The 17,087-nt window shown below is 51.7% G+C and carries 9 protein-coding genes; 4 read left to right on the top strand and 5 right to left on the bottom strand.

Going from position 1 to position 17,087, the window contains the following annotated elements; all coding sequences use genetic code 11:
• Positions 1 to 19: 19 nt before the first annotated feature.
• The 3 genes from cpaB to F1728_RS09200 form a co-directional block, all read right to left on the bottom strand.
• Complete coding sequence (gene cpaB / locus F1728_RS09210) at positions 20 to 1,129, bottom strand: Flp pilus assembly protein CpaB (RefSeq protein ID WP_155363856.1); 1,110 nt, start codon at positions 1,127 to 1,129, stop codon at positions 20 to 22.
• Between the two features lie 131 nt (positions 1,130 to 1,260).
• Positions 1,261 to 1,677, bottom strand: a complete 417-nt coding sequence (locus F1728_RS09205; protein WP_155363855.1) for a TadE/TadG family type IV pilus assembly protein — start codon at positions 1,675 to 1,677, stop codon at positions 1,261 to 1,263.
• 53 nt (positions 1,678 to 1,730) lie between these two features.
• Positions 1,731 to 2,300, bottom strand: coding sequence for an A24 family peptidase (locus tag F1728_RS09200; protein WP_155363854.1), 570 nt, complete (start codon positions 2,298 to 2,300; stop codon positions 1,731 to 1,733).
• Between the two features lie 629 nt (positions 2,301 to 2,929).
• Between F1728_RS09200 and F1728_RS09195 the strand changes: the two genes are divergently transcribed.
• The 4 genes from F1728_RS09195 (at position 2,930) to F1728_RS09180 (ending at position 14,005) form a co-directional block, all read left to right on the top strand.
• Positions 2,930 to 3,706 (top strand): inositol monophosphatase family protein, encoded by a 777-nt coding sequence (locus F1728_RS09195; RefSeq protein ID WP_155363853.1) that lies wholly within the window; start codon positions 2,930 to 2,932, stop codon positions 3,704 to 3,706.
• Between the two features lie 224 nt (positions 3,707 to 3,930).
• Positions 3,931 to 4,815, top strand: coding sequence for a hypothetical protein (locus tag F1728_RS09190; protein ID WP_155363852.1), 885 nt, complete (start codon positions 3,931 to 3,933; stop codon positions 4,813 to 4,815).
• Positions 4,809 to 7,337: a hypothetical protein gene (locus tag F1728_RS09185; protein WP_155363851.1), complete on the top strand. Its 2,529-nt coding sequence runs from the start codon at positions 4,809 to 4,811 to the stop codon at positions 7,335 to 7,337. The genes F1728_RS09190 and F1728_RS09185 overlap by 7 nt, the downstream gene beginning before the upstream one ends.
• A gap of 83 nt (positions 7,338 to 7,420) precedes the next feature.
• A complete protein-coding gene (locus F1728_RS09180; RefSeq protein ID WP_155363850.1) occupies positions 7,421 to 14,005 on the top strand; it encodes a hypothetical protein in 6,585 nt (2,194 codons plus the stop codon).
• Between the two features lie 6 nt (positions 14,006 to 14,011).
• On the opposite strand, the gene F1728_RS09175 is transcribed toward F1728_RS09180, so the two are convergent.
• Together F1728_RS09175 and F1728_RS09170 are read right to left on the bottom strand one after the other, a co-directional pair.
• Positions 14,012 to 16,009, bottom strand: a complete 1,998-nt coding sequence (locus F1728_RS09175) for a PDZ domain-containing protein (RefSeq protein WP_155363849.1) — start codon at positions 16,007 to 16,009, stop codon at positions 14,012 to 14,014.
• Positions 16,010 to 16,027: 18 nt separating this feature from the next.
• The gene (locus tag F1728_RS09170) at positions 16,028 to 17,074 is read right to left on the bottom strand and encodes a S1C family serine protease (protein WP_155363848.1); all 1,047 of its coding nucleotides are present in this window, start codon (positions 17,072 to 17,074) and stop codon (positions 16,028 to 16,030) included.
• Between the last annotated feature and the right edge of the window lie 13 nt (positions 17,075 to 17,087).

The raw sequence follows: 17,087 nt of genomic DNA, 5'->3' as shown, positions 1-17,087 counted from the left end.
AGCCGAGACGCTGGTTCGCTTAACGTCCCACTGAAGGATTCTGCGGATACACACTGCGGGCATAAGATCCCTGCTGACGCATTGGACCACCCGGATAATTGGCCGGAGGTTGTCCCTGCTGTTGCTGGGCTGTCGGTCCATACGAATTCTGAACAGGGGGTGCCTGCTGACGCCGGGGAGCACTGATGGAATCACTGTCCAGGTCAGAACCGTTACCACCGCCCCAGTATGGATCCAGGTAGCCACCAGAATTGAAACCGCGACCGCCTCCACGACTGTTAGAGTCGTAGTCACCGACCCGCAGGCCGTTCTGGTCAAACCGGTTCACGCTGCGACTGGTGCCGTAATAACCTTCAATGACAAAAGGTTCGGGCGGTTCTTTTTCTTTAGGTTTTTCGGGGGTTTTGAGGCCCAGGATTTCATAGAGCGTTGCTTTATCTGCATTACTGACAGCCACACCACCATCCCCTTTACCCTCGGGGGTATAACTCATGGTGATCGCACCACGATCGCGGGCCAGAATCATGATGTTGGCCTGCTCGGGCGTCAGTTCCAGAGTCACATTGGTTCCCCGACGGGAGTTGCTGATCTGGGTATAACTGCGGTTAATCGCGATCACCCGCACCCCTTTAAACAGGGTCAATGTCATCCCGCCGTTCATGCGTCTGTCGTTGTTCAATCCACTGGGGGTCATGTGCACGTCGACATATTCACCCGGCTTGATCAGGCCATCGACCAGATCGACTGTAGATTCCAGCGGCACGGATATCGCCCGCATGCCCGGTTCCACTTTCAGTGGGGGTGTTTCACCAGCGGGGTAGAGCTGACTCGTAGAAATCGGGGTCGCTGCAGGAATGCGTTCCTTAACGACACGACCGACAATGACCTTATTAGAAGTCATCATTTCCGGCTTCAGGTTCTTGATGGCAATCGGACCCAGACCGAGGTGTTCTTCGGTGACGAGGGTACCCGGTTCCAGCTCACTGATGGCCATGGGAATGTTTCGAGTTGCAACTGGCGGAGCTTCCTCTTTTCCTGCCAACAGTCTTTTACCGATATATGCTGCAATCAGGACACCGAAGACGCCAAACATCAACAGAGTCACTTTTGCAGGGGTCAGGCTTTTCACCGGATCAGTCTCCCGTATTTTAAATCAGCAAGGCAACTGCCTGGCTTCTAATCTTTCCCTCCCGTTACTTCGTCGGAGGGGTTTACGAATTCTTCCAATGTTCACTTTTCGAGCAGGTTCCCGAGGGAAGCCTACTCTTTGATCATTCTTGTTTCCGAGTACAGGTTCTGCCCCTTGAGGTTATAACCCACGGGCCAGAGCAGGTTGGGTGATGCGAGAGTCATGGGGATACTTACCGCCACCATGACCACATCACCCGAATGTTTTCCCATTTCTGTTTTAATCACGGCTCCCTGTCCCAGTTGGGGAGGCAGAATTTTTTTGACTTCCGCTTCCACGTTCTGCTGGGTGATGCCGGGCATGGTTGCCAGACGGGCACCGATTCGGCTGGCTTCGACCACATCCGCCCGCGCGTAAAACAGGAGCGTAAACTCCACCAGCGCGAACATAACGATCGCGAAGATCGGCAGAACCAGAGCCAGTTCCATGCTCAGGAATCCCCGACCTTTCAGTGGCCGTTGTTTGTTTTGTTTGCGTTTGACTCTCATCGCAGAAATGCTTTCCTCAATTTCCTCTGGCTATGTGTGACCATTTCGCAGGTTTACAGAATTACTGCTTTGATAATCATCCAGGTCGTGACGCTCCAGGTCGCCAGAACTACGGGCAGTGCGAACGGCATGATTCCCCGTTCCAGTTTCTGTTTTTCTGTCTCTGCGACGTATTTCTTTTTCTTGCCTTTAAACTGTTTCCCGGTCGCCAGGTATTTCTCTTTGGTTTTTCGGGCACCTTTGGTTACGACACTCCAGAACAGCACCAGCAACGTTCCTGCCAGCACGAATACGGTGCCGACAATCATCACGGCAATCGTTGCTCTGAAACCGAGCCACATGGACAGGGCACCCATCATTTTCACATCACCGGCGGCACCACTGCCTGCCATCCAGATCAGAAAGAAGATGCCGAAACCAGCAATGAATCCGAGGAACCCATACAGCAGTCCTTCCCAGCCATTGAAGGCCAGCTGGTAAACGATACCCAGCACAAAGAAGGGGACTGTCAGCACGTTGTAGATTTTGCGCGACTTATAGTCAGTGATGGCAGCGATGATCGTGAAGATCCCCACGCTGATGGCCATGACATACAGTGATAATTGGGTGAGCTCAAAATCCATCGGTTATCTTTTCAATCAAGTAGTCTGGTTTTGGGATTTCTGCCGATTCAGGCAGCTCATATACGTATTAATTCCAGTCTGTCACATGACAGCGGATGTTGAAAATATACCTCACGTTTCTCTCCTGAAACTTTCAATCTGGAAAAATCTCACACCTTCACAGCTCCACCTGTTTTCAAAAAGCGACACCAATCCGGGGAATCATTGCGATCACTGAAACCGACATAATCATCGCAGACAGGAGAACCCGATGTGCACTGTTTAAATCCAGGAGCCTCCCGGAAGCGGGACATCATGGATCAGCGACTGTGACCACTGGCTAATTGAAATGAGTCACCTAAATCTTTATGAGCGTTGAGACTTCTCCACTGGTAATTCCTCCCGCCGGCCAGGGGAGAAGTTTTCGTGAAGAGCACAAAGAATTGTGAAATCGCAATCCTGACGGTTCGCGCTGCGCTGTACGATTCATAAAATAGGTAAAACCCGTTGAAGTGGTACGATCCACATCATCGGACCGATTTTGCAGGTTTTTCCCTGCTGGCTGAACGGACCAGACGGAATCAGTGTCAGGAAGAGCGACACTTACGCAGAATATCACGAATCAAATGTGTTTCACGGAAGGATCAACAGTGCATTCCACGGAATTGCTTGAGGTAGCAGAGACCGCAGCTCGAAAGGGAGCGAAATGTCTGCAGGACTGGGTCAATGAATTTCGCGTTTCAGAAAAAGGACGTGCCGATCTGGTCACCGACGCCGACTTCGCTTCTCAAAAAGCGATCGTTGAGCATATCACCACACACTATCCCGATCATAAGATGCTGGGTGAAGAGGGACTGACCCGGCACGAAGGAGACTCAGGATACCGCTGGGTGATCGATCCTCTGGATGGAACATCCAATTACGTGCATGGCTTCCCTTACTACTGCGTCTCCATCGGCCTGGAGTATCAGGGAGATCTCATTTTGGGAGTGGTCTATGATCCCAATCGGGATGAGCTCTTTTCAGCGCTGGAGGGGCACGGAGCGAAACTGAACGGAACGCCCATTTCACCTTCCCGTATCCCCTCCATGGATCAGGCCATGCTGGTGGCCAGTCTGCCTGTCGGTACCAATGGTCGAGATGTCTCCATTGATCGATTTCTGAAAGTGCTTCCGGCAGCACAGACACTACAGCGTACCGGATCTGCGGCTTTGAATCTCTGTTACGTTTCTGCCGGTCGTATCGAAGGTTACTGGTCCAGTAATCTGAAGCCCTGGGATATGGCAGCAGGGGTCCTGATCTGCAGAGAGGCGGGCGGCCTGGTGACCTCAATTGAAGATGCAAGTTTCACCATCGAAAACCCCAGTATCCTGGCGACAAATGGAACAGACATACATTCTGATTTACAGTCATTGCTTACAACATAGGTTTTTTGGGCAGCTTTGAGATTACTGCTTTAATGTCCCCAAAAGACGACGTATGATAATAAGGGTCAACAGCATTTCTGATAACACAGGGTATACGTCTGACTACAAAAGGGCTGGTTGCAGGCTGACCAGACCAAATTCGTCAGCATACGCGGATGGAGCCGCCTGATGTCGAATTGATTCAGAGGTTTTCTGCTCCCAAAGTTGGGGATCAATTGACGAACATGTCACAGCTGAAACGTTTCATCTTAGTCGCAGCGGGTCTATACGGGCTTTGCATGCTGCTTCCATTGGAGTACGTGCATGCACAATCTTCAGGGAGTGGTAGTTCTGCGCCCATGGAACGACCTGGTTCTCCTGCGTTTGACAGAACACTACCCAATTCCAGCCAGCCTGCGTCATCTGATAAGCAGAACGGCACACCCCCTTCGGCAGCAGAATCGACAGGCAAACCGGCTACAGAAGAAGCAACTCAACAGGGGCTCTATATTCGTGGAGCCGATGGCCAGTTTTTACCACTGCCCAATCTCAACCTGGATCAGGTTCTGGAATATTTGAAACAGAAACAGGCTCCCCAGACGACACCCTCGCCTGAGTATGCTGTCTCCTCCGTTTCCCTGCAGGGAAACATCAAAGAAGACCGCGCGATACTTGATGCCCGCCTCGTGATCCTGATCAATGAAGCAGATCAGTGGGTGCGCGTGCCTCTGAAACTGAATGAATCTATTTTCCTTAAGACGAATTATAACGGTGCAGGTGAGTCGAGCCCGGGCGGTTTCAACCGGACGGACGGTTATCTCTGGTGGTTCAAAGGCAAGGGAACTCACGAACTCAATCTGACACTGAGCGTCTCACTCAAACAGCAACTGCCTTCCCGGCGTCTGCAACTGGTCTTACCCCAGACCGCAGTCAGCAACCTTAAACTGACCGTTCCACTTCCCCAGATCAGCCTTGAAGTTCCTACGGGAGTCGCCGTCTCCAAGAAGTCGCTGGATGACGATCAGAGCCAGATAGAACTGTTCGGCCTGGGGAACAGCTGGATCTGTCCTGGCAGCCGATCCCCGATGAGAAAAAAGTCGATACCGTTCTTCAAGCCGAGACCTTGTTAACGACTGATTTCACAACCGATTCAGTATTACTCAATGCGACACAGTCCATCAAAGCCCTGACCGGCAGTTTCCAAAATGTGCAGGTCAAACTTCCCGAATCATTTCGACTGCTGGATGTGAAATGTGATGGCTATAAAAGCCATAAAGTGATCAAAGACAATCTGGTGGAAGTCTCACTGATTGAGCCCACGGTCGGACCGATTGAAGTGCAGTGGACGCTGGAGACTGATTTCCCCGAACAGAGTGGGAAATTCCTGATCGACGGATTCGAAGTCAGCCGTGCAAAGCGGCAGACCGGCTTGATCGATATCCAGACACTGGACGGGTATCGTATCTTTCGCATGGAAGGTCAGAACCGATCGGTCTATCAAATCAAAGCCAATCAGAAAGATCTGGACAGTTCCTATCGCTTCCTGAAACAGCCTTTTCAGTTACCGCTGAATATCGAGCGGGTGAAGCCTTACTTTTCTGCGAAGCCGTTTTACCTCGTGCAGATGTTTGGTAACCGGGCAGAACTGGATGCCCGCGTGCAGATCAATGTCTTTCAGGGGGCCCTGGATAAAGTTTCGCTCGACTGGCCCAATCGGACAGAGGAAGGCTGGGAGCTCGAACTGATGCAGGAGCCTTCGCTGACAGAAGCCATCGTGGTCGACCCCTCACAGCCCAATCGGGTGAATATCAATCTGTTGAAACGATCCAAGGGAACATTCGAAATCACGTTTCGTGCCCGACGTCCCGTGATTGCAGACCGTGAACCCTTCAGCTTTAACTTACCCGAAATCAAAGCACCCAGCCTGTCAGCCACTTCACTGGTCATCGCCAATGATACGAACGTTGTGACCGACCTGACGCCGGCTCCCAAGACGCAGGTGATCTCGTCTCCCTCAGCCCAGCTCAAACAGTTCGAACTGCCTCCGGAAGTTCAGAGTCTGCGTAAGACCGAATACCAGATCCAGCCGGGCCCCAATGAGTTTTCAGCGATCGTCTCGATTCACAATCAGCAGATCACGGCCAACAGCAACGCTCTTCTGGAACTTGATGGTTCCGAGATTCGGGTCGAACAGGAAATACAATATCAGATCGAATACGATCCCCTCTCCGAAATCCGTCTCCGTGTCCCACAGGCACTGAGGAACCGGGTCAACTTCTACCTGGATAACGAACAGAATCCACTGGTTCCGACCTGGACTTCGGACGATACCGATCCGATACAAAATGCCCGGCTCTCTCTTCGCAGTAAACAGCTGGGCCCCGTTAAAATTACGGCCGTCTATCTCCTGCCCCAGGATTCCCAGGCCGAGCTCAACGTACCTCTGATTCGTTCTGATGATGTTCCATTTACGGAAAGTCAGTTTGAGTTATCTCTCTCCAATGAGGAAGATACACAGTACCTGGAAGTCTCCAGCCTGAATGACGCCTGGCAGCAGCAACTGGGAATGAATAACATCGCCTTCTGGCGAGCCGTCGATCCCCAGGCTGACATCAGCCTCAAGTTGAAAAAAAGTGATACCGGTTCCTTATTCTCTTACTCGATCAGCCAGGCCTGGATTGACTGCAGCCTGGATGCCGCTGGATCATATCTGGCACGGGCCCAGTATCAGTTTCCTGTATCTCCACGCACACTGGCATTTCGCCTGCCGGAGAACGCGGGAATCAAAATCGAAGCGGTCTGGTGGAATAATCAGCGTGTCACAGAGAACCTGGTACAGCAGGGGCAGGCAACCGAATTTCAACTGATACTACCCGCACCCAAGGAAAAAGAAACCACTCCTCATATCCTGACAATCGACTACGGTTCAACGCGGCACCAGCGCGATTCTCAATTCAGTCCGCTGTCAGTTGTCGCTCCTGAATTCGTAAATAATCTCTGGGTGGAGAAGACGTTCTGGAAAGTCAATCTGCCCAGCAACGAGCATCTGTTTACAATTCCCCGCGGCTACACTCCACAGTTCAGCTGGGTTCATCAGGGAGTCTTCTGGTCACGGGAATTCGCAGGCGAAGATGAAATTCCGGTAAAACTGAAGAATGCACCACCCGAACGTCAGGACTTCCTCGGCGTGAACCACTATCAGTTCTATCGGCTGGGGCCTGCCACGAGCCTGCAGTTTCAGGCATTGTCCCGTTCGATGATTGTCTTCATCGGAGCCGGAACAGCCCTTATGCTCGGCTTCATCCTGATGAGTATCTCCGTTTTGCGCAGCATGCTGGTTCTGCTGGTCATGACCACTGTCGTTTCTGCAGTTGCCCTCTGGTACACCGCTCCAGTGGAAGTATTGCTGCAACCTGCTGTGTTCGGTTTACTATTGGCTATTGTGGCTGCTGTGATTAACGGGACTTCCCGCAAACGCAAGGAGACCAAACTGCTCACGATGTCGGCACCAAGTGACTTTATTCCGCCGCCTTCCTTCTCAGAGCGAATTCATCCTTCCGAGGTCGATCCGGAAGATATTACAGCAGTGCGTCCGGGATCTGAAATTGTGGACAAACCCGTCTCTTCCTCAGAAGCCGGGGCGAACCGATGACAGCGGTTCGATCTGTTTTTACAAGCGAGCGCTTGCGCATCACCCGGTTCTGGATGTGGTTCACCATACTCTGCAGTGTTTTGGTGCTGAACCAGTTACCAGCTGCTGAACCACAGACCGTCGACCTTTCTCCCATAGCACGGATCAGAGAAGTCACGGTGCCCGGGCAGGACTCTTCACGCTGGCCGGAAGCCAACTGGTATCCGGTACCTCTCAAAAAGTATGCAGCCCTCAAAGCGACAGCGTTGAAGAAAAAAAATACGCCCCCCAATTCCTGGATTCAGCAGGCGACGTATACAGCCACGCTGAAGGGAGATCACCTGGTGGACGGACAGTTGACCTGGGTGATGCATTGCTCCCGCAATGAGCCTGGATTTATCGATCTTTCGCATTTGAATCTGGCGGTTCATGATCTTAAATGGGGAAATCAGCAGGCGGTCTGGGGACTGGCCCCCGATCAGCGAACCTTACTGCTTGTCGATCACTTCAGTGAAGATCTCAAGGGCAGTTGGAGTCTTAAGGGCAGGCAGCAACCGCTGCGTACGGAATTTCAGTTTGAACTTCCGGAAACGGTGGTTTCACAGGTTCATTTAAAGATTCCCAGGGGGAAAGTGTTGACCACTACAGTGGGGTATGTAAGTGGTCCCTTAAAAGCAGACGATCCTCAATACGATTTGTGGCAGATCGAACTGGGGGGACAATCCGCATTCAAAGTGACCGTGAATCAGGCAGAGAAGCCGCAAAGTGCACCGCAGCAGATACTGTATCACCAGTTTGCTCAAGTGGGAGTTCGCGAAGACGGTCTGCGGCTCAGGGAAGATTTTCAGATTGAAGTTCTTAATACCCCCGTCCAAAAGCTCGAATTCGAGGCACCCACCGAATACGAAATCTATTCGGTGAATCTGGGTAACGATCTTTCTCTTCCCTTTGAAGTCAAAAAACAACAGGGGAAGCAACTGGTCATTGTCGATCTGATCGATCCGCTGCTGGGGATCAGCCGCCCCCTGTCGATCCGGGCGCTGAGTTCTCCCTCGCTGGATAATGAGATCGAAATTCCACGACTGAAATTAAAGCAGGCACACTTCCTGGGGGGAACCGTTCACCTGGATATCTCATCGCCCCTGGAAACACATGCAATTCGCTCATCCGATTTGCGGCAGACAGGTGTCCTGATTCAGGACGAGCAGGGGGAAGCCTACGATTTCAAACAGTATTCTCCCGACGCCAGACTTTCTTATCAGCTGGCCCTCCCCGATCTGAACCTGTCGGCTAAAGTGCACAGCCTGGTGCAGATCGAAGAGAAGAGCTGGCGTTTGAAAACACGAATTAACTGGTCTTCAGCCGCTGGTTCCACGTATCGACTGGAAGCCATGATTCCTGCCGGTTGGGAGATTACCCAGGTCAGCAGTCCTGCAGAAAGCAGTTCAGGGAATCTAGTCTGGGACGTGGAACGAAGTGAAAAACAACAAAAACTGAGCGTACGACTTCCAGTCTCTGTCTCACCCGAAGCACCATACACATTGGAGATCCAGGCTCGCAGACTCGTTCCCGTTGCAACCCGCAACATGAATCTGTTTGGCGTCAAACCTCTCGGATGTTACAGCGTGGATCGGGTTCTGGAAATCTCTGCTCCTGAACAGGTTGCCTTGCTCTTTCAGCCCGATAAGGAAGTTCAGGAACTGACTCCCGCAGAGCTGCCTGCCAGTTGGAAATTTCCGGCCGTCAATCAGGACGATTCCCGTTATTTCCATCTCTCTCCTTATTCTGGAACTCACTGGGGAAGCCTGAGGCGTTCCGATCTGGAACAGAAGTTCGAAGTCGTTGCCAGTTCCTATATCGCGTTGAATGACAAGTCGATCCAGGAAAACTTCATTCTGAACTGTCTGCCTCCGGTTGGCGGCATTCAGCGAGTGTTGGTTTATCTGTCTGAACCTGGTCCGCCGGTGGAATGGACTTTACCCGCCAGCAGTGGATTACAATCCAGGCTCTCCATCAAAAAACTGCCAGTCTCCGCACATCAGAAATGGTATCTCCCCAACCTGGGAGAACTCTGGGAACTCTCTTTTACGGCTCCTGTATTTAAAGAGATCGAAATACGGGGAGAGCGTCAGCGGCCGTTTGGAAAAAACGTGCGTGCTTCTCTGGTCTTCGCACCGCAGGCTCAGCCGTTCCAGGGAGTCGTGCGGGTTCTCAATTCGAATGAACTCAATCTGCGTATGAAAACGGAAGGGCTTCTGCTCCCTCCGGATTCACAGGAACGAACCGGTAACCAGCGCAATCAGCGAAACTATGAATGGAATTACGAGCAGCCCCTCGGATCTCTGACGATTACCCGGGCTTCCGATTTGCCAGAGAACGCACTCGAGCAGGGAACCGCTACACTCGTGATCGACTCTCGACTGGGGCACGGGAATGGCGAACCGGACGTGCATGAGGCTACGATTACACTGGATCTGTCTAAAACCTTTGAAGATAAATTTCTATTCCGGTTTCCGGCTGCGGTAAAGCTGATCTCAACTTCTGTCAACGATCGCCGCATCACACCGATCGAGGCAGAAGGCCAGTTTCTGGTTCCGCTGTTCGACCAGTTGGATACGTATCGAATTACGATTCACTACCAGACCCAGGCACCGGAAAATCAGTTGACCGCCTCCAGGCAGATTCCATTCCCGCAGATCAATCAGCGTGTCTTGGAGACAGACTGGAATTTCATCGTTCCCAAAGGAATCCGCCTGCTCAGCGGACCTGCAAATATGGTGCTTCAGGAACCTCTGCCGGCTGAATCATTGACCCGCCGCTTTCTGGGAGTGCTGGGCAGAGAGTCTACCGCAAACTCGACTGAAGGGACTGAGTGGAATGCGCTGGTCTTATTTCCGGTAAGCTTCGGTAGTCTGGAGACAACGAATATTACTGAATCTGGGATTCTCTCCTGGATGATGCTGCTTTTAACGCTGTTCTGCGGATTGTTGCTGCGAATATTCCGCGTTGGTTTACGGGATAAAATCTGTATCGTGGTGGCATTGAGTGCTCTGTTGCTTTCCTGGAACCTGTCCTACCCATTGGCCCAGATATCTGGCAGTTGCTTTACCGGTCTGTTGATCGTGATGTTGATTCCCCGCCGGTTCCTCAGACAGGAAATCGTCAAACCGATTGAAGATCAGAGTACGAAAGCCTACGAGCAACCTCTCTCATCAATGTATTCCGCTGCCCGGCTGCTGCTGTTTGTCGTACTGGGTTATTCTGTAGCGACCGCTCATGCTCAGAGTGGATCAGGGCCTGGCCAGACACCAGACAGTCGCCGCAGAGTAACTCTGAATGAAATGGTTCTGCTGCCGGAATCTATAGATACCTCGCGCGAGTCTTATGCCTACCTGAGTCCGCAACTGCTGCAGGTATTGGAAAACTTCGTCAATGAAGCCGCTCAGCCGGAATATCTTCTCTCAGCGGCTCATTACCAGGGGGACATCCAGGATAACCAGCTGTTAACACTCCAGGCCCGTTTCAGTGTTGAAATTCCCTCGGAACGTACGGATGTGAAGATTCAACTCCCCATTCAAGGGGGGAATCTGAGCGGACCGGAATCCTGCCGCGTTGACGGTAAGGTCGTTCCGGTGTTACTGGCGGCTGATGGTCAGAGTATTCTGGTAACGGTTGATAATGAAGTCCCGCCTGCAACAAATTCCAGGTCAGCATCAGATGGGCCTGTAGAAGCAGTCCGACCTGTACTGCCTTATTCCTATCGGAAACATGAGATCGAACTGACGCTGCATCCCGCAGTCAGGTTCAGTGCAAATGGCGGACAGTTTGAACTGGCGATTCCGCCTGTAGCCACAAATGATTTTGTGTGTGCATTTCACGAACCGGTTCAACTCGTCGAACTGTTTGAATCAACGGGGATTTCACGTTATCAGCTGGGAGGTAAAAAAGAGTTTTCCACCTTCTTCAAAGAAAACAGACAACTCAAGCTGAAGTGGTTTAATAACCGGGACTCAGAGGTCAGCCCCTTGAACCTGTCAGCATCGGTTTTGACCAACGCCGATATTTCTCCGTCACTGATTCGCATGGATGTGCAGGTGAAATACAATGTGCTGAACGGAAAAGTCGATTACCTGTTCTGGAAACTACCCGTAGGTACAATTGTCCGCAGCATCAAAGTGGCGGGCATGACAGTCACGCCTGCCATCACCAGATCTGAGGATGGTAAGCAGGAAGAACTGCTGCTCGAATTGTCGGAATCGAAAGAAGGAGAGTTCATCGTCGATGCGGTACTCGAATTGCCCGTCAATTATGGGTTGGACTCAGTCATTCTGCCTCCACTCGATTTCAGCTCTGGCAAGCTGGACTCGCAATCTGCCACCATCAAAATCAATTCCTGGCAGGTAGGCGTCCGAACTGGCCCCGAGTTCGATATTGAACAGGCAGGGGCATTGCCCGAACGAGTGCTTTCGATTTCGTCCAAGACGCCCAGTAAACAGATTGAAAGCAGTATTCTCAAGTCTTCCGCTCTGCTGTTTCAGCTCAACCAGCCTGCCCAGATCGCATTGAAGCTGATCCCCAAAAATCCACAGCGATCGGCACGGGTCAATCAGTCGCTGGTCGTAAATCAGAAGAACATCGACTGGACCTTTGCTGCAGAATTGCGCATCAGTCAGGCACCGGCATTTCGGCATACCCTGATCGTGCCTGAGGCCCTGCGGATCGAATCCCTCTCAGTCAAAGAAGAAGATGTGGAACGTCTGGCACACTGGCATCGGATCGGAAACCGCATCACGCTGTTCCTCAAAAATAAAACATCCGGTTTGCAGGATCTGACACTCAAAGGCTGGCTGCCGGTTCGGAAGATGGGAAGCATGTCTATTCCCAATATTCAGATTGTAGATGTAACCGTTGATGACTCAATTCTGACATTGTTCAAAAAGCCTCAGGTTGATGTGAAACTGGTTTCATCCAATTATCGAACTCTGCAGGACGAGGCACCACAGCCAGCATCCGCAGAACACTCGACTCTGGTAGGCCGCTATCAGATGCTGAATTCTGAATCGGGGCCGATCCAACTCTCGCTCAAACCACGTAATTCGGTGACAACCGTTGATACCCTGACCATTGTAGATGCTCTAGAAGATCATCGGATGGAATTGACGCAGACACTCAGGTTTACTCAACCCGTGGGTGAAGTTCAGAAACCGCAGATCCTGATTCCCGCTGAGTATGGCGATGAATTTTCGCTGGACGGTATGCCTTACGAACTGCTCGACAAAATGGCTGATGGACTCCAGCGTGTTGAACTGGATCCGACTGGTTCTCCGACACGTGAAAAGACAGTCACCGTCCGGGGGACCATTATTAAACCTCTGGGAGAACTCACAATTCCTCCTGTAATCCTGGAGAATGCCCAGGGACAAAATCACTATCTGCTGCTGTCTGACAATCAGGAATTTAAACTGGCAGACAAAAAACTGCGGAAACCATTGGCAGCTGACCAGATACCACGTTGGGTTCAGGCCCGTTGTGATTCAGCACCACACTTCGACTGTAATCGCGTATTCTCTACCACCCAGCTTCCCTGGCGGCTGACTCCTGAAAACCAGAAAGAAGGAGTCGCGAATGCAGAGTCCATTCCTTTTATGGAAACGGAAATCATCCTGAGCAATCAGGATTTCGTGCACGGCTTGACGCATATCAGACTGTTTAACCAGACCAGCCGTGCACTCACTCTCACATGGCCGGGTAAAACCAAACTGATGGCAGTACTGATAAACGGCGAAAACGATACAACGCTTAAACAGGATACCGGAACGCTGGAAATTCCCCTCAATGGGGGACCGCAGTTTTACAACATCACATTGTTCTGGGAATCGTATCAGATTGAGCATGAGTATTTTGTGGATCATGTCTGGCTGGAGACACCACGGCCGGTTAATTTCCCGGTGGATCAGAATCTGGTCAAAATCGTAACCTCAGAAAATCACCGCACGTTTCTGACTGACTATGTGAATCCGTTTACATATTATGCAGACAAGCTCGAAGCTCAAATCAAAATTGCCGGAATCGAACTGGAACTCTCAGAGGATGGCTTCATTTCTCCCGAAACCTGGGATTCCATTTCACGCGAATACAACGAACTGGAATCAATCGCGACTGATTCTCGACAGCAGCGGGATGCTGTCAGCGACGAGTTAAACCGCTTTGCCGATTTACGGGAACGGGTCTTTTTCCTCAGGCAATACGTGGACTCTGACCAGAAAGCTGAATCGGCCCCCGATTCCTTCGTCAGTCAGTTTCACCAGAAACTGGAACCAGTCTCAGCCAGTAAGATCCGTTATTATGCCGGACCATTGGACAGCGATTCCGATACAGTTCCTCTCTCAGCCTGGGTGATCCCAAACCTGTATCTCAACCTCATCCTGGGAGGACTGGGCTTGCTGATCCTATTGCCGATTCTGGGGCGATGTGTGCAGTCTCGTTCGGCCGACTGGTTGAATCTGCACCCAGCAGTTGCCTTGCTGGTGCTGGGCGCCATCTGGCTATTCTTCCTCTCACCCGTTTACCTGGGACTGTTTATTTTAGCCACGGCGGTTCTGATGGCTTATCGCGACCGGGAACCGGAGATCCAGGAATCAAATCATTCCGTAGCCAGTTCTACGGGAATTCCGAGTGCTCAAGAATAAGTGTCCTTAAATCCGATCCAGGCTGTCGGCCCAGCGACCAATTTCTTCGAGAAATGGTTTCTCAGGATACTCGCCCGGTTGTTGATCATTTTTGATGAGCTGAAACACCGTGGGGTAATTCATCTCGCGGATCAGGTCCAGCCGGGGTTGAAGTAGTTGGTTCAAAGGATTGTGGGCATTCAGAGCAAAGTACAGGCTCAGGGGATAATCTGGATCGGTTTCCGGAGGTCGGCTTTTGAGTGACCCTTCGGTGACTGCAACACCCCGAAACAGTTCTCGATATTTAAATGCGAGATCAAAAGCGAAATCAGCTCCATCAGCATGGCTCAGCAGGAAGATCCGGGTAGGATCAATGTCATACCGCTGCTGCATCGACTTCACAACTGCCTCTACAAACTCCGTTTCATCCCGGTTCCAGCGAATCACATCCTCCGCTGCTGGCCCGACGATGATGATCCCCCGTTGCTCACAGATACTCTTCCATTCATTGAAGATAGTCGATTCCATTGTGTTTCCGGGAGGATGAATCCAGACCATCAAACCGTACTCGTAGTCAGGATGATAATTCTCCGGCACATAGGCCCAGTAACTCGAATCACTGCCAGGCAGCTTCTCTTTGTAGTGGCCTACTTTGATCTTCTGCGTTTTATTTTCCTGGGCGGTCCGGGAGGGGATCGCCTGTGTGGGGATTTCTGCGGGAACGGCACCGGGAGTCTTCTGCAGTTTGACGTCCATCTTCACTGGTTTCTCATCGCGTGAAATCAGCAGGGATGCCTGGTCTTCAGGACGCAGATGGTTTACCAGAAATGCCAGCATTTCTGCACTGGTAACTTTCTGCTGATTAAATTCCAGGATCCGATCTTTGGCTTTCACACCTGCTTTCTGAGCAGCGGAATCGGGAATTACATAGCGTACACCGACGCCGGTTGTTGTCTGATTCTGAGCCTCTCTGACAGGGAGAATCCCCAGGAAGCCGGATTCGAAGGGGACCAGTTTTTCTGTCAGAGTGGCTTTGAAGGTTAACGGTTCTTTGGCTCCTTCGCGGGTCACGGTCAGGCTGACTGTGTCGCCTGCGTACAGGCTCATCAGGACCGATTTCACCTCAGAGTGCAACGCCACCAGTTTGTCATTCAACTTGATGAGCGTGTCTCCTGCTTTGAGACCCGCTTCCTGTGCAGGGCTACCATAACGGACGCGATCCAGATTCATTTCGGTCGAGAGATCCCCTTTGCCACTCAAGGTGATTCCCAGCAGCCCGGGATGGAGATCCTTGCCGGTATTCAGGCGGGGGATGACTTTCAACACGTCGGTCATGGGGATCGCAAAACCGATCCCTGAGTCATACCATTCGACTCCTGCCGTCTCTCCTGTTGCACCGGGAGAAAGCGGAACGAGGATGCCCATCAGCCGTCCCTGAATATCAACGAGGGGACCACCATAATTGATGGGAGAAATCTTGGCATCGGTCTGGATTGCCTTCCCCCAGATACGTTCCAGGGCGCTGACAATTCCAACCGAGATACTGGGCTGATCCAGCTCAAAGGTGCGTCCCAGCGCGATCGACCACATCCCGACCTGCAGATCTTTTTCCGGGACAGCAGTCGGAATCGGCAGATTATCCGCTTCAATTTTAAGCAGGGTCAGCATTCGCAGATGATCGGTAGCCACAACGACGGCAGGGAAGCGACGTCCATCGGGCAGTGTTACCAGGATTGAAGACGGCTTGCCGATGAAATTAAAGGCGCTGGAGATAATCAGGCCGTCCCGGCTGACGACGACTCCTGATGTTGGACCGGTGCCGGTAATCAGTTTTCCTACCCGGTCCTGTCCGCCTACCGTTTCGATACGTACGATGGACGGGTTCATCAGCGCTGCAGCCTGTTTAAAGGCACGTTCCTCCAGGCTCTCCAGATCAGAGGCAGGAGCCTGGGCTGGCAGGAGAGAACTCCCCAGACCGCACGCGATCCAGAACAGCAGCAGCGACAGAATTAAATGTCTTCTCATAACAGGGGTATCACTCTTTTATTTTTTTTCGGGCGGGACCTGGAGTTCAACGGCAACCAGCTGGTTTTCTCTGCGGACGACCAGCCTGACGGTATCACCGGCTTCCAGTTTTCCCAGCTCTGATTTGAGGGTTTTACAGGACTTGATCAATTCATCGTTTACGAAGACCACCAGGTCGTCGGGTTTAAGACCTGCCTGAGCGACCTGGGAACCGGGGAGAACAGTGTCGATAAAAGCGGGGGTACGAAATAAGACATCGGGGACCATCACCAGACCAAAATCAATCGGTTTGTAACGTTCAACGATGGAAGGTTCCGGTTCATTCTGGTCTTCGCTGGATTCGAATTTGCCGGTCACGATCTGCCTGATACTTTTGCTTAGCACATCAATGGGCAGAGAATAATTCACCCAGGTATTTGTTTTGGCGTTACGCACCTGTTTGCCAATCATCCCCAGCAGTTTGCCATCATAGGTCATGATCACCCCGCCTGCAGCTCCGGGGTTATTCGTAATCGCGTCTACCACGTAGACGTCACCCGTGTAAGAAAGTTCGAAGGCGCCTCTCCGCCGGGGGAGATCGGTGCGGGCTTCAATGACACCATGCAGCACGGAGACCGGTTCGTCTCCCGTGGCGACACGGAACATATTACTGAAACCCAGGATCCGTGTGCCTGCACCTGCGGTCGCTTTTTCTTCATAATTGAAGTAAGGCAGATTCAGGTCACGTTCTGATTTGAGTTTAATAATCGCCAGATCCAGGTGAGGTTCGGCTCCGAGGACTTCCGCTTCAAAACGTCGCCCGTCGTGCAGTACGACCGACAACTGGTCCGTATCCAGCACCGGACTCCAGATCGTGGCAATATGACCTTCTGGAGAAACAAGAAAACCGGAACTGTAGCCGTATAGATTTTTAACTCCCCCCGCCCCAAAAATTTTGACCAGGCGTGGCAGGGCATATTGAATCGTCTCGCGCGAAGAGGCATCCAACCTGTGCAGGGGAACCAACAGTGCTCCCAGCAGGCAGATACAGATCAGGACCGGTTTAATTAATTTAGCTTGATTCACAGAATATTTACTT

The organism is Gimesia benthica (genome assembly GCF_009720525.1).
GTDB classification, from domain to species: Bacteria; Planctomycetota; Planctomycetia; order Planctomycetales; family Planctomycetaceae; genus Gimesia; species Gimesia benthica.
Note: the sequence above shows the minus strand (reverse complement) of the source record. Positions and strands in the feature narration are given on the sequence as shown.